The 12,583-nt window shown below is 60.8% G+C and carries 14 protein-coding genes; 5 read left to right on the top strand and 9 right to left on the bottom strand.

Annotation, left to right across the window (positions count from 1 at the left end; genetic code table 11):
* Positions 1-314 precede the first annotated feature (314 nt).
* The 3 genes from HG800_RS16135 to HG800_RS16125 all read right to left on the bottom strand — a co-directional run bounded on the left by HG800_RS16135 (position 315) and on the right by HG800_RS16125 (position 2,085).
* Positions 315-1,172, bottom strand: a complete 858-nt coding sequence (locus HG800_RS16135) for a Cys-Gln thioester bond-forming surface protein (protein ID WP_169977771.1) — start codon at positions 1,170-1,172, stop codon at positions 315-317.
* A 145-nt stretch (positions 1,173-1,317) separates the two neighbouring features.
* A complete protein-coding gene (locus HG800_RS16130) occupies positions 1,318-1,569 on the bottom strand; it encodes a hypothetical protein (protein ID WP_169977656.1) in 252 nt (83 codons plus the stop codon).
* 48 nt (positions 1,570-1,617) lie between these two features.
* On the bottom strand, positions 1,618-2,085 hold the full coding sequence (locus HG800_RS16125; protein WP_169977655.1) for a nucleoside deaminase: 468 nt from the start codon (positions 2,083-2,085) through the stop codon (positions 1,618-1,620).
* Positions 2,086-2,884: 799 nt separating this feature from the next.
* Between HG800_RS16125 and HG800_RS16120 the strand changes: the two genes are divergently transcribed.
* Positions 2,885-3,070, top strand: coding sequence for a DUF1328 domain-containing protein (locus HG800_RS16120; protein WP_169977654.1), 186 nt, complete (start codon positions 2,885-2,887; stop codon positions 3,068-3,070).
* A 244-nt stretch (positions 3,071-3,314) separates the two neighbouring features.
* Here HG800_RS16120 and HG800_RS16115 read toward each other — a convergent pair whose 3' ends face one another.
* Positions 3,315-3,665, bottom strand: a complete 351-nt coding sequence (locus HG800_RS16115) for a DUF427 domain-containing protein (RefSeq protein ID WP_169977653.1) — start codon at positions 3,663-3,665, stop codon at positions 3,315-3,317.
* 260 nt (positions 3,666-3,925) lie between these two features.
* Between HG800_RS16115 and HG800_RS16110 the strand changes: the two genes are divergently transcribed.
* A complete protein-coding gene (locus HG800_RS16110; RefSeq protein ID WP_169977652.1) occupies positions 3,926-5,335 on the top strand; it encodes a di-heme oxidoredictase family protein in 1,410 nt (469 codons plus the stop codon).
* 69 nt (positions 5,336-5,404) lie between these two features.
* Here the strand turns inward: HG800_RS16110 and HG800_RS16105 are convergent, their stop codons facing one another.
* A complete protein-coding gene (locus HG800_RS16105) occupies positions 5,405-5,635 on the bottom strand; it encodes a DUF5808 domain-containing protein (protein ID WP_206352302.1) in 231 nt (76 codons plus the stop codon).
* A gap of 223 nt (positions 5,636-5,858) precedes the next feature.
* Between HG800_RS16105 and asnB the strand changes: the two genes are divergently transcribed.
* A complete protein-coding gene (gene asnB, locus HG800_RS16100) occupies positions 5,859-7,346 on the top strand; it encodes an asparagine synthase (glutamine-hydrolyzing) (RefSeq protein WP_169977650.1) in 1,488 nt (495 codons plus the stop codon).
* Positions 7,347-7,641: 295 nt separating this feature from the next.
* On the opposite strand, the gene aqpZ is transcribed toward asnB, so the two are convergent.
* From aqpZ to HG800_RS16085, 3 genes are all read right to left on the bottom strand, one after another.
* A complete protein-coding gene (gene aqpZ, locus HG800_RS16095) occupies positions 7,642-8,331 on the bottom strand; it encodes an aquaporin Z (protein WP_169977649.1) in 690 nt (229 codons plus the stop codon).
* A 414-nt stretch (positions 8,332-8,745) separates the two neighbouring features.
* Positions 8,746-9,264, bottom strand: coding sequence for a hypothetical protein (locus tag HG800_RS16090; protein WP_169977648.1), 519 nt, complete (start codon positions 9,262-9,264; stop codon positions 8,746-8,748).
* Between the two features lie 193 nt (positions 9,265-9,457).
* Positions 9,458-10,258: a carbonic anhydrase family protein gene (locus HG800_RS16085; RefSeq protein WP_169977647.1), complete on the bottom strand. Its 801-nt coding sequence runs from the start codon at positions 10,256-10,258 to the stop codon at positions 9,458-9,460.
* A 403-nt stretch (positions 10,259-10,661) separates the two neighbouring features.
* Between HG800_RS16085 and HG800_RS28450 the strand changes: the two genes are divergently transcribed.
* Positions 10,662-10,778: a hypothetical protein gene (locus HG800_RS28450; protein ID WP_390622637.1), complete on the top strand. Its 117-nt coding sequence runs from the start codon at positions 10,662-10,664 to the stop codon at positions 10,776-10,778.
* On the top strand, positions 10,741-11,028 hold the full coding sequence (locus HG800_RS16075) for a hypothetical protein (RefSeq protein WP_206352299.1): 288 nt from the start codon (positions 10,741-10,743) through the stop codon (positions 11,026-11,028). Before HG800_RS28450 ends, HG800_RS16075 begins: the two co-directional genes overlap by 38 nt.
* A gap of 166 nt (positions 11,029-11,194) precedes the next feature.
* On the opposite strand, the gene HG800_RS16070 is transcribed toward HG800_RS16075, so the two are convergent.
* Positions 11,195-12,289 carry a ParA family protein gene (locus HG800_RS16070; RefSeq protein ID WP_169977646.1) on the bottom strand — a complete coding sequence of 365 codons (1,095 nt, stop codon included), beginning with the start codon at positions 12,287-12,289 and terminating at the stop codon, positions 11,195-11,197.
* Positions 12,290-12,583 lie beyond the last annotated feature (294 nt).

Genomic DNA, 12,583 nt, shown 5'->3' with positions numbered 1-12,583 from the left:
CGGAGAGTTCTTGCAAGGGTGCATTGGCTGTGCCCATCATTTTCGAGTTCGGCCCCGACCGATTCAAGAGCACCCGCTCCAAACGTTCGCGAGATGTTGCCAGGACACACCATTCCCGTCTCGTCTTCGCAACATCACATCCGTCGCACAGAACAGAACCAGCCCGGCCCGATCGCTTTCGTGGAGATCTCGGACCAGGCTTGCTGGATTTGCGAAGTGAACCACGTCCAGGAATGAAAGCCGCGTTCACTTCGGAACACTGATTGAGCGATGGGGGGGATCGCCTTCCGGAACCGTGGTCGGCCTTCGGAGACTTACGCCGTTGCCTTGCGCGCCCTCAGGCGCTTCCGTCCCATCATCCCCAGGCCAATCAGCCCGCCAAAGGCGGCCATCGCCAGGGTCGAGGGCTCGGGAACGACCCCGAATCCGCCTTCGGGAGGCAGGAAGATCATATCCTGGTTCGCTTGAGTTTGTGCACCACCCACGATGGGGGGATAATTGATGAAACCGGCGGCCGTCGTCTGGCCATTGCGCTTCGCGACAATCGCGTTGGCAAGCGCGATCGCCCGATTTGCTCCAGCGTTGGTTCCCCCGGTGAAGGTCAGGTTGGATTCACCATACGCGGCCAGCCAGATCGCAACCTGGATGGCGGCTTGAGCCTGAGCAGCATTCAGGTTGCTGATCCCGGTGATGCTGGAAAACTCCGTCTTCAACTCGGCCACTGTTTTGTCACCGTACGTCGAGAGCACCCAGCCGGCTGCTCCGATGTTTCGGGCTGCACCTTCGGCATCGACGGTCGAGGGCCCACCCGTCGTGCTGGTGACCGAGACCTCCGCCACTTCCTTCAGATTGCCGACGTTGTTGGTCGCCAGGTCAATGCAATAGGTGTCGAAGGTCGAGGTGGCCACGTTCGGGTTGCTCGGGTCCTGGAAAAAGCTTGTGGTGAACAAGCCCGCCCGGACGTTTCCCGTGCCAAAGGAAATGCTGCCGTTATTATACGTTCCATTCACCGTAACGCTATTCCCGCCATAGGTCGATTGGGCGAGAACCATTTGCCCCGCCTGCGCCGACTGCGCCGCGAGCGACGCCGCGACCAGGGCTGCCAGGCCAAGGAGGCCAAGGCCTCGGGATGGCCCCCGGGCTTTGGGCGCGGGGATGAAGGTGCGGATCATGACAATTCAGGTCTCCGTAAATCGCCTCGCGTCAGAGAGAGTCAAACAGGGAGGCCACCCAGAAACAATCCGCTCGGGCTCGCCCCCGATTGCCCTCGCAGACGGAGATCAGAACATCACCGGCCACCGCAAGGTGACCGGCAGATCAGGCACCGGCCTCGATGATGAAGAGGTGAGCCACGCAATCGCTCACGAGCCCTGCACCCACTCCTCCTTCGGAGCCGCACACCACGGCCACCACGGCCGAGCTTCTGGATTCTGGGCATGTTTTCTCGATCAAATCAAGACTCCATTCACCATCGAATGAAGCGAGCACCGCACGCACGCATATCCAGGCCGAAATCGCCTCGAAACTGGCTAGAATGAGCCGAACTTCTTCGCCGATACGTTTCGACAAATCATCGTGACCGGCTCGATCTGAAGTGCGCGAGCAACACACGTCGGCTCAGTATGCCCGACCGTGGGCGGCCTTCCAGGTGTCGAACAGGGCGCGGCACTCGTCGCGAAGGGGGCCGGGCTCGACAAGAAGGGGGCTGCCTCCCTGGCGGGCGAGCGAGGCGGCCGGCACGCCCAGCTCGGAAAATCCGGCGGCATCGGCATCGGCGATCGAGGCGCCAAAGATCACCCGATCGACGCGGGCCCAGTGCGAGGCGGCCAGGCACATCGGGCACGGCTCGCAGGTCGTGTACAGGGTCGTCCCCCCCAGGTCGATCCGAGCGAGGCTTCGGCAGGCGAGACGGATGGCGTTGACCTCGGCATGGGCCGTCGGGTCGGTGTCTTGCCAGACCGTATTGTGTGCCTCGGCCACGATCCGACCGTCCTGCACGATCACCGAGCCGAAGGGAGATTGCCCGCTCGCAATCCCCTTGCGGCAGATCTCCACCGCCCGGCGCATGAACGCCTCGTGATCCATCGTCCTCATTCCCTTCTGGCGTCCGCCAGACGCCCCAGGTTCGCTCCTCGCGGGCCAACCCCGCTTGATGCCCGGACCTCGATCGAGGATCACCATACCGGATGCCGCCCTCATCGGTCCAGGAGACCGACACGGTGTTCATCTCTCCGGGATGGCCAAGAGGCAGTCATTCGGATCTCCGTCCTGCCGCCCATCTCGCCGGCCTCTTGCTCCTTCGTCGACTTTACGCGTCACGCCAATATCTTTCGCTACCCTCCGTCTCTTTTCGTTCTGAGAACGTAAAGAAGAGATCCAAGATCTTCTTCTTCTCCGGAGAGTCGGGTTCTCCATGTTCACCGCCACGGTCTCATGACGAGAACCTCTTGGCTCAGAAGAGGTTGCGGCTTCGGTTATAGCGTCCTTGCCAGGGGAAAACCCGTCAACGAACCTGTCGCGCTTTCCGGCATGAGCCGGGGTTTCCGCGTGTTGCCCCAGGCTGCCCCAATTCCCTGTGTTCACCCCTTGAGCGCAATCTTCAGGGGCGCGACGCGCCATCAACGGGTTTTCCCCTGCCCGGTGTTGACGGCCGGACGGCACATGCGATCACTATGCCTCAGAAGGCCCCGGGCCAATCGCTCGGGAGCTTGGCATTCGCTTTGCTCGACATTCCGGGAGATTCGTCCGCCCGGTCGCGGCCGTGTTCCGTCACGCTCAGTGAGGCTCGCTCGCGTGATCCCAACAACACTTCGAGCCGACCCAAGGTGGCTCAACCGGGCTATTCCACCGTTCCGTTCCGTCTCGTCAACATGAGGAACGCATCATGAGTTTGCTCTGGTGGGCCTTGATTGCGGCCGTTGTTGCAATCATTTCCGGCGCCCTTGGATTTACGGGAGTCGCATCCGGCGCGGCGACCATTGCCCGGGTCCTGTTCGGGATCTTCCTGGTGCTGGCGCTGGTCTTGCTGATGATGGCCTTGCTGGCCGGAGCCGCGGTTGCCGCGGTTTAAGAGCCGTTCGCCACGCCCCGAAGCCATTGCCTTCTCGGAAGCAAACGCAGGCCCCTCGAAGACTTGGGGGCACGGCCGTTGCATCTCGGGCTGCAACGCAACTTGCGAGGATCGCGTGACGCGATTCTCGATGGCAATTTCTGGAGTGTCGGTGCATTACGTGTGCGTCACTCAGCCTGCGGCCACCCTCGCCCCCCATGCGGGGACGAGGGACCGAAGGGCGATCTGTCACGGAATGGGCGGCTTACTGCACGACGATCGCGTCGACCTTGCCCGGATAAAAGGCGAGGTGGTCCTTGATGGCGGCGACCTCGACCTTGGGGTCCTCGTAGCTCCAGGCGACATCGTCGACCACCTGGTCGCCGATCGTCAAGCGGAAATAGCTTGCATCACCCTTGAAGGGGCAGTGGGTCAATCGCTCGGTGCGCTGCATGGCGTCCATCACGATGTCGTCGCGTGGAATGTAGATGATCGGCGCCATGCTGCCTTCCTTCAGGGCGAGCGCCCGGCGCGATTCGGCGATCGTTTTTTCTCCGAGGGTCACCAGGACTCGGCCGGCGATCGGCTCAATCGTGATATGGTGCGGGCTGCTCATCGGGTGCCATGTCCTTTCGGGAAACGCACGTGATCTTGGGGCGGATTGGACCTTTGGTGAGGACTCTCTTGCAGGTTTTAGGCCACCGGCAAGGTGACATGGCGGGGCCATCGGAGAGGAATTGACCGAATCGTTTTGACGTGCGCGGCGTCTCTGGAGTTTAATGAAGCACCCATCGATGCGCGGGTTCTCCGCGTCCCGTGTTGTTCCATCGAGCGTCCGATCCGAATCGGATCCCATCGCCACGGAGGAGACATCGCATGATCCAGACGCGCGCAACGAGCGTTCCGAGTCTCATCGGACCACTGCTAGTCCTGCTCGTGATCCCGGCTCCTCTCCAGGCGAGAGGAGACGATGCGACGCTTGCTCCCGAGGTGCTCGAACTTGGCCGAGATCTGTTCTCGCACCGCTGGATGCCGAACGACCCGAGAAGCCGAGGGGGAGACGGCCTCGGGCCGGTCTTCAATGCGCAGTCGTGTCTCGACTGCCACGACCGCGGCGGAATCGGCGGCGCGGGGCACTCGGCTCGGAATATCGACATCGCGTCGGTCTCGGGGCAGGAAGGCGTATCGGGAACGGGATTCTTTTACGCGTTCCGCATGAACATGGGGCCGAACCATTTCGAGTATCGGATTGGGACACCCCCCACCGCCGCAGCCAACGCAAACCGACGAGGGGCCGCCGCCGCCACTCCGCCGGCGAACCTGGCTGTGCTGGAGGCCATTCATCCCGGTTTCCGGGAGTCGCCGAGCGTGGTCTTGCACCGCTTTGGGACCGATCCTGATTATGGCAACTGGCGTGCTGAGGTCCCCGGTCGGCACGGCCTCGTCTCGGTCCGAATCACCCAGCGCAACCCGACGGCCCTGTTCGGCGTTGCCTTGATCGACGACCTGCCCGATGAGGTGCTCGAAGACGCTGCCCGCCGCTCCCGACGGGCCAAAGCGACCCGAGGCCGCCTGGCCCGCACCGCCGACGGCCGGATCGGCCGGTTCGGCTGGAAGGGGCAAACCGCGACGCTGGAGGAGTTCGTCCGGTCGGCCGCCGCCGGTGAGCTGGGCCTCGAAGTCCCCGGGCACTTCCAGGCGGCCGACCCGCGATTGCCCGGCATCGGCGCTCCGGGCCTCGACCTGGACCAAGGGGATCTCGACGCCCTGCTCACCTTCGTCCGATCCCTGCCGAGGCCGACCACGACCGTTGACGACGACCTGGCCACCCGGATCGAGGCCGGTGCAACCACCTTCCGATCGATCGGCTGCACGTCCTGCCACGTCCCGAACCTCGGCCCGATCGAAGGAATTTACAGCGACCTGCTCCTGCACGACATGGGCCCCCGGCTCGTCGATACCGGTTCGTACATCGCCTTCGGCGCCCGGCCGGCCGTTGCTCCCAATGCCGATGCCGACGCCTCCTCCCCCGCGAGCGATCACGAGTGGCGCACGCCGCCGCTCTGGGGGCTCGCGGACTCCGGCCCCTACCTCCACGACGGCCGAGCCCTGACGATCACGGACGCCATTCTCCAGCACGACGGTCAGGGGGCCGCCGCCGCCCGCCGCTTCTCGCAGCTTTCGAGTTCGCAGAAGGAGCAGCTTGGCGCCTTCCTTCTGTCCCTCACCGCGCCGGAGGAGATCGACGCCCCCCCTCGACGCATTCAGATCGGAGCTGCCGAATAATCGTTCGCTGATCCGATCCGATCGGGTGGCCGGACTTGAGATGTCCGAGCTACCCGATCGCCGACCCGATCAGTTGGAGGCGATCAGGGCGACGATCGTCACCCCAAGCGCGACGGCAAGCAGGAGCAACACGGTCAAGGGGCCCGAGGCATGGGCGAAATTGACCGTCACTCCCATCCAGGGGCTGCGCTTGGGAACCCAGGCTCGCGAGTCTCTCGGGCTTCGGTAGATTTCGAACCACTTGCCATGCCAGTTCCGGGGATCATGCCACTCGGCGTCGTTGATCTCGGCTTGGTTCATGACGGACATCTCCAACCCATCGTGCGGGGATGATCGGGACAGGCGCTCTCCTTCAGGAGAGCGTTCGCTCCCGGATGCCCTTCATTAGGAAATTTCTCCCCCGATTTCCGGCGGGAAACGAGGCCAACACCCTTTGGGGTTGACCTTCGCGGCGGCCAGGGAACAATCACGAGGAAGGGACCACCAGACAACAATCATCATTGATTTAAACGAAAGAAATTTTATGTGTGGATTTGTGTGCCTCTGGAAGATTGATGACAAGGTGCTGGCCCGGCAAATGATTGAGCGGATCGAGCATCGGGGGCCGGATGAGACGGCGGTGCTTTCGCCCGCGAACATTCCGGCGGTGATGGCCCACTGCCGGTTGTCGATCATCGGCACGGCGGATGGCTCGCAGCCGATCTACTGCTCGGACAATGTGCTGGTGGCCAACGGCGAGATCTACAACTACTCCGACATCCGGGCGATTCTGGGGGAGAGTGCGTTTGAGACGTCGAGCGACAGCGAGACCATCTTGCAATTGTTCCGGTCGGGACAGATGCGCTGGGTGTCGAAGCTCGACGGCATGTTCGCGTTTGTGCTGGCCACCCCCGAGCGGATCATTGCCGCCCGAGACCCGCTGGGGATCAAGCCCTTGTACGTGGCCCAACTGCGGGGGGGGCTCGCGTTCGCCTCGGAGTTGAAGGCGTTTGACGGCCTTGGGCTGGAGAAGCTGGAGGCGATCGAGCCGGGAGCGATGTTCGACAGCCGGGACGGTATCCGACGCTGGTACCGCTTGCCCCACGGGGCCGCCGAGCTGGAGCCGGGTCAGTCGGCCGAGTCGATCTGGAGGGAGCTGCGATTGGTGCTGGAGGAGGCTGTCCGCAAGTGGATGGTGGCCGATGTGGAGGTCGGCTCGTTCCTCTCCGGAGGGCTCGATTCCTCGATCATCGCCGCTCTGGCCGCCCGGTTCAGCCCGAGAAGGTTGAAGACCTTCGCTGTCGGCCTGCAAGGCAGCGCCGACGTGATGGCCGCCCGCCGCGTGGCCGAGCATATTGGCTCGGATCATCATGAGCTGCTTTTTTCGAAAGATGATCTGATCGAGGTGCTGCCGAAGGTCGTTTACCACCTGGAGAGTGCCGATACGGACCTCGTGCGCAGTGCCATTCCGACCCACTTCGCCACGACCCTGGCCCGGCGGCACGTGAAGGCGGTTTTGACCGGCGAGGGGGCCGACGAGCTGTTCGCCGGGTATGCCTACCACCAGCGCTATGCCGATCGCCCCCGAGACCTGGCCGACGAGCTGACGCGATCACTGGCAGCGATGCACAACATCAACCTTCAGCGCGTCGATCGGATCACCATGGCCCAGGGCCTGGAAGCGAGGACCCCATTCCTCGACCGCGAGCTGATCGACTTCGCCCAGTCGATCCCCGTCACGTTGAAGCTCAAGGAGACCGACGACGGCGAGCTGGTCGAGAAGTGGATCCTCCGCAAGGCCTGCGAGGACCTCTTGCCCGACGACCTGCTCTGGCGAAAGAAGTCTCAGTTCGACGAAGGCTCCGGCACGACCCAGGCCCTTGCCTCGGCGCTGGCGGCGATCCTCGGTCTCGACGGCCCCGTCGACCGCCAGACGGAGGCGAAGCTTTACGAACGGATGCTCCGCGAACAGTACCAGGACCCGGACTTGATCCTCAACTGCGCCGGCACCTGGGCCGCCAACCGGGTCTGAGACCCCGTGCAAGGGTCCTTCAGCAAGTCCAAACGGTGGAATCCTTCGTCGAGATGTCGGAAGGTGATGGTCTTCGAAGCCAGATCGCCGCTGGCCCCCTTCGAGCGCGTGATCGCCGTCACCCACCGAACCCGGCCGGGCCTGGAGACGACAAACCAAAAATAAGGGGACCAGCCAGGCCATCGGATCGGCCATAGGTAAGGGACACGGATGAACACCAGTGTCACCCACGCTGCTGGATGATGAGAGAAAGGGGTCTCCCAGCGCGACCTGTCCGATTGCTCGGCAAATCAGATCAGTCTTCAGACTTGCCAAGGAATCGATAGAGACCTGCTCCGAGCGCAGCACCGACGATCGGAGCGACCCAGAACAGCCACAACTGAGTCAAGGCCCAGCCCCCCACGAAGACGGCCACGCCGGTGCTTCGTGCGGGATTGACCGAGGTGTTGGTCACGGGAATGCTGATCAGGTGAATCAAGGTCAGGCCCAGACCGATCGCGATCGGAGCGAATCCGGCGGGGGCTCGCGCATCCGTAGCACCGAGAATGATGACGAGGAACATCATGGTCATCACAACTTCCGTCACCAACCCCGCGAGCATGGAATAGCCACCGGGCGAATGCTCGCCGTAACCATTCGACGCGAATCCGTCGGCCACGTCGAAGCCCGCTTTGCCCGTCGCGATGATATAAAGAACGCCTCCGGCCGCAATCGCTCCCAGAACCTGCGCGACGATGTAAGGCAAGAGCAGCTTGGCCGGGAACCGCCCCCCCGCCCAGAGCCCGACGGAAACGGCCGGGTTCAAATGACAACCGGAGATGTGCCCAATTGCAAAGGCCATCGTCAGCACTGTCAATCCAAAGGCAAACGAAACACCCAGCAGACCAATCCCCACATCAGGAAACGCAGCCGCCAGCACCGCGCTCCCGCACCCGCCAAGAACCAGCCAGAATGTCCCTACAAATTCTGCCGCATATTTGTTCATGTGTGTTGACCTTTTGTTGGAGAAATCGACGCCTCACCTGAAGGAGGCGGAGAAACATCCCCGGCGAGACATGTCCAGGGCGTTCGCATCATCGCAGGAACGAGGTCATTTTGCCACGGAGTCATGTCTTTTTTCCATCGCCAGCGAAATCCTTGCGATCAACGCACTCCGGCCTTCGAGTGTCGTGCGAATCGCAATGGCCGGCGCCCGCTTTGCGCCGCGAACCCCGCCTTGCGCATGCGGATGAATGACGCACCAGCCGCAGGCCGGATCGCCGCTGGCTCCTCTTCGATCGCGTGATCGCTGTCACCCACCGAACCCGGCCGGGCCGGACCTGGAGACGACGAAACACAGAAGGGGGCTAGCCAGGCCATCGGTCCACCCGCGTCGCAGGCAGAAAAAGTCAATCAACGTTTATGGAACGATGTGGTGGCCCTTTTCCGAGCGACCGCGCCGCTCGCTGCGGGGCAGGGCGGGGTGTGCCGATCGCGACCGTGATTCGACCTTCGTCGCGCGCCAGACCGAGAGGAAGTTGCGGCCCAGCGAATGGCTTAACCCCTCCATCGCTCCGTCGCGGAGCGCACCCGAATGGTTGTAGGCGCCCGAAGCGTCCTCGGTGACGAAGGCGAAGAAGACCACGTCCCAATCGGCATTGATGCGACCCTCCTCGAAGTCCGTCCCGTAGAAGGTTCCCGAGAAGGTGTTGCCGTCAACGGCCTTGACCTCGAACTCCTTGTAATTTGGCTCGGCATCGGGCGTGGGGCGCAGGTCGACCTTCCAGGTGCCCAGCAAGGCCCTGGGGTCGGAAGAATCTGCGTCTTGTGGCGGATGGGCTCCCCCGACCGTGTCCGACAGGAGCACCAGGGCGACCGCGCCGCCCAACATCGAGCACAGAACCCACCGAGACAGCTGCTTCGAACGAATGCTTCGCACGACGTCTCCTCTGATGTTCGGTGACAACCACCGCATCAGAGCGGCGTGGTGGCCAGGATAGCCTCAGACCCGTTTCCCAGCGCCTCAAAACGCGACGCTCTGATGCGGAATCGGAACGCGCAGCGGGTACCTTGTCATTACCCTGCTGGGGTCCGAGGATAACCCGAGCCACCCCGCCGGGGCCATCCACGACTTATCCGATTTGGCCAGTGCCGCGTCCGCTGCCAGGGCTGTAGAGCACGAACCGACGTTCCAGTGGCTGCGGTTCGTTCGCCTTGTGCTTGAGCAGCTTCCACTGTTCAAGGGTCTCGTCGCTGACCTGGAGCGTGGGTTCGATGACGATCCAGCTTACGTAGCCTTCGTTTGGTTCCCCGATCTTTGATGTCAGCGAACCTTCATACCGCCAGAGCGGAACGTGGGTGACGGGCGAGGTCGGGTCGAAGGGGACGAGGTCGTTCGGGTTGAGGGGGGCTGTCAGTTTGGCGGCCCGCGATTTCTCGTCGGTCTCCGCCGTGCTGTAGGTACGCAGCTTCCCGACCAGCTCGCTCAGGGTCTGATCGGACTTCGCGCCGCGCTGGCCGCCCCCTTCGACCATCACCCCAACGACGGCGTAGATCGTACGGTTCTTCCCTGGGCGTGTCGGGTCCGGCTCGGTGGCCGTGTGGACGATATGCAGCTCGAACGGCCATTGCCGACCGTTGAGGCGATGCTCACTTTCGTAGTGGAAATGCAGTTGAGCCAGGGTGAAGCGGGTGGCTGCGCGCGTGCCCGGCACAAGGACATTGATCGTGGCGGTGCTTTCCTCGAACACGATGATCGGGCCGTGATCACCCTCGCAGATCTCGCCATTGACTGCGGATTCCCAATGAATCGCGATCTCCGCTGACGACAACTGATGTGTCATCGGCCGGGCTTCGCCAAGGTCGATGGGAGACTGAAGCGGCAGATGTTCGTGATGCATCACACTCTGGGGGGCTAAGGGGAACAATGACATCAAACAGCCACGTGATTGTCTCCCTTGTCACTTGCGCTCGCAAGTTGATTCTTGAATTCTTGAGGATTTTCACACCCTCGCCGTTGGCTCCGGTCCGCGAGCGAGCGATGCAGGGCGACCTGCCGGTCATCGGGATGTGGGAGGGCGACGGTGCCGGGAAGGTGATTGACTGGAGAAGACAGCATGTGTTCTATGTGGTTCTGAGGGGCTTCGGTTGACCGATGGATGTTGAATGGGACCCCGAATCGGCTGGGCGCGAATGAGGAGACGCACGGCGTCCCATTCCCCAAGGCGGCCACGGTCTTCGGCGATCCCCTGGCCATCACGGATGCCGATCCCGATCACTCCGAGGACGAGGACCGATTCCTGACCTTTTGGGCATTCGATCGGAGGGAGGCTGCTGGTGGTGTCGCACGCCGATCGCGGTGAGCGCACGAGAATCATCAGTGCCCGGTTGGCCACGCGTCGGGAGAGGAGGCTTGATGAGGAAGGATCAGGACACGGCACCGCCCGAGGATGAACTGCGCCCGGAATACGGCCCCAAAGATCTCAAGCAGGGCGTTCGGGGGAAGTATCTCAAACGCTATCAGGCCGGTACGAACCTCGCCCTGTTGTCTGCTGAGGTCCGCACGGCATTATCGACCGACGAGGCAGTGAATCAGGCCTTGCGCTCGCTGTGGAAGAACGGCCCTCATGGCGAATCGCCTGTGACCGACCTCGTGAGATTGATCGTAATCGTCGTCAGAACAAAGCCGGGTCGATCCGGTTGACCTGGCAATTGGCCCGCTGACGCGTCGGGTCTGGAAACGACGAACGGGGGAAGGCAGGCCATCGGTTCGGCCAAGCAGAAGGGACACTGGTGAAGTCTCCAGTGCCACCCAAATTTTCATGTGAGTATGCGATTGTGTCTACCAGTGCCACCCGCCGCCCGCTTGATTAAGTGCATATTCTCGTGATGCAATCGGCTGCGTCTGCAAATTTTTCTCTGAAAAGTTCGATTTTTTCTAGCTGGTTGTGTGACCAACCAGTTCTATTTTGCAAAGCTGTTAGCTGGTTAACTCTGTTCAATTGACCTAAGGGAATATTTTGCCATAAACTATTTTGAATTAGGACATTTGCATCTTCTATATCACCAATCATATATGGGTGAATTAAATTGGGGGCAATTGCATCGTAGTGGCGTATCTCCCTCCTGAGGCGCGATACTAGATCAGTATCGATAGCTCGGGTGAGTCTTTCGTGAAAAGTTTCGTCCGCGCGAGCCATTCGACGATTTCTTTGGGGGACTTCGGCTTGGATTTCGGCTTGGCTTCGCCGTTCCCGTGCGGTGTCAAACCCATTGAAAATCCAGCCAGCAAATGCTGGTCGGCCTAATTCGTCAAAATCGGTATAATGAGGATTGTTCGATTTAAATCTTGACAAGCCTGTTTGCCAATCTTGAACAAAATTTGGAATCATATGGCCAATCAAGCCAACACAGTAGACGCTAAAGTTATCTGATGTACAAGGAACTATAAAATAATCGGAGGAATAGAAAGTTGCTCGGACCAGTGCGCCGAAAGAAGGAGGAAGGTCAATTATAGCATAGTCAAATTCGTGACCAGCTTTTTCTTCGGCTTCTCTGACAATGTTGCGTAATACAACATATTTGGCTAGGCCAGTTCCAGAAAGTAGATCGGCACCAACGTTAAGCGAATCTGCATAAACATTAAGCCAAAAATCACCAGCTAAGAGTTGTACGTTGCGATGGGTGCCGGGACCTCGATGCAAAAAAAGTTCTTCACCCCCGGTATTTTGAAGAAACCGTTGAAGATAAGCCCGAAGAGTTGTTCCATATGGGGCATTTTGAGTTGGTAGGCGAGAAACGAAGTCTCCTTCTCCTAATACAGCGATAGACAAATTACATTGTGGATCAAAATCAATGAGTAAAACACGTCTCCCATTTCTTGCAAGAGTGTCAGCTATATTCCAGGTTAAAACAGTTTTGCCCACTCCGCCCTTGTTGTTAAACACTGCTATCAGGCGAGCCATAGATCCCCCTGTAGGCGGCTTGTGATTATTGTGGCAGTAATCAGTGCATTTTAGTCGATGCTAAGCTTACATTGCAAGTCTTATTGGTGGACAAAACGTCCTTAGTTTTCCCGGAGGGGTGCCTACACCAATTACCCGGGAAACTGGATGGCGGGTAGCCTGGACCACACCCGCGTGGTCCAGGCTACCCGCACCATGTCTGATCGTCCTTATAACTCATTGAGCCCCGTAGGATCCGCTGTGCGGACCCTACGGAACTGGGAGACATTCCGCTTTCAAATACTTTCGTCCGTT

Origin of the sequence: Tautonia rosea, assembly GCF_012958305.1 — a bacterium.
Taxonomy (GTDB): Bacteria; Planctomycetota; Planctomycetia; order Isosphaerales; family Isosphaeraceae; genus Tautonia; species Tautonia rosea.
Note: the sequence above shows the minus strand (reverse complement) of the source record. Positions and strands in the feature narration are given on the sequence as shown.

Excerpts from the sequence above, each read along its gene's own strand:
- HG800_RS16135 (WP_169977771.1), bottom strand. The coding sequence starts at position 1,172 with ATGATCCGCACCTTCATCCCCGCGCCCAAAGCCCGGGGGCCATCCCGA.
- HG800_RS16125 (WP_169977655.1), bottom strand. The coding sequence starts at position 2,085 with ATGGATCACGAGGCGTTCATGCGCCGGGCGGTGGAGATCTGCCGCAAG.
- HG800_RS16120 (WP_169977654.1), top strand. The coding sequence starts at position 2,885 with ATGAGTTTGCTCTGGTGGGCCTTGATTGCGGCCGTTGTTGCAATCATT.
- HG800_RS16115 (WP_169977653.1), bottom strand. The coding sequence starts at position 3,665 with ATGAGCAGCCCGCACCATATCACGATTGAGCCGATCGCCGGCCGAGTC.
- HG800_RS16110 (WP_169977652.1), top strand. The coding sequence starts at position 3,926 with ATGATCCAGACGCGCGCAACGAGCGTTCCGAGTCTCATCGGACCACTG.
- HG800_RS16105 (WP_206352302.1), bottom strand. The coding sequence starts at position 5,635 with ATGAACCAAGCCGAGATCAACGACGCCGAGTGGCATGATCCCCGGAAC.
- asnB (WP_169977650.1), top strand. The coding sequence starts at position 5,859 with ATGTGTGGATTTGTGTGCCTCTGGAAGATTGATGACAAGGTGCTGGCC.
- aqpZ (WP_169977649.1), bottom strand. The coding sequence starts at position 8,331 with ATGAACAAATATGCGGCAGAATTTGTAGGGACATTCTGGCTGGTTCTT.
- HG800_RS16085 (WP_169977647.1), bottom strand. The coding sequence starts at position 10,258 with ATGTCATTGTTCCCCTTAGCCCCCCAGAGTGTGATGCATCACGAACAT.
- HG800_RS16075 (WP_206352299.1), top strand. The coding sequence starts at position 10,741 with ATGAGGAAGGATCAGGACACGGCACCGCCCGAGGATGAACTGCGCCCG.
- HG800_RS16070 (WP_169977646.1), bottom strand. The coding sequence starts at position 12,289 with ATGGCTCGCCTGATAGCAGTGTTTAACAACAAGGGCGGAGTGGGCAAA.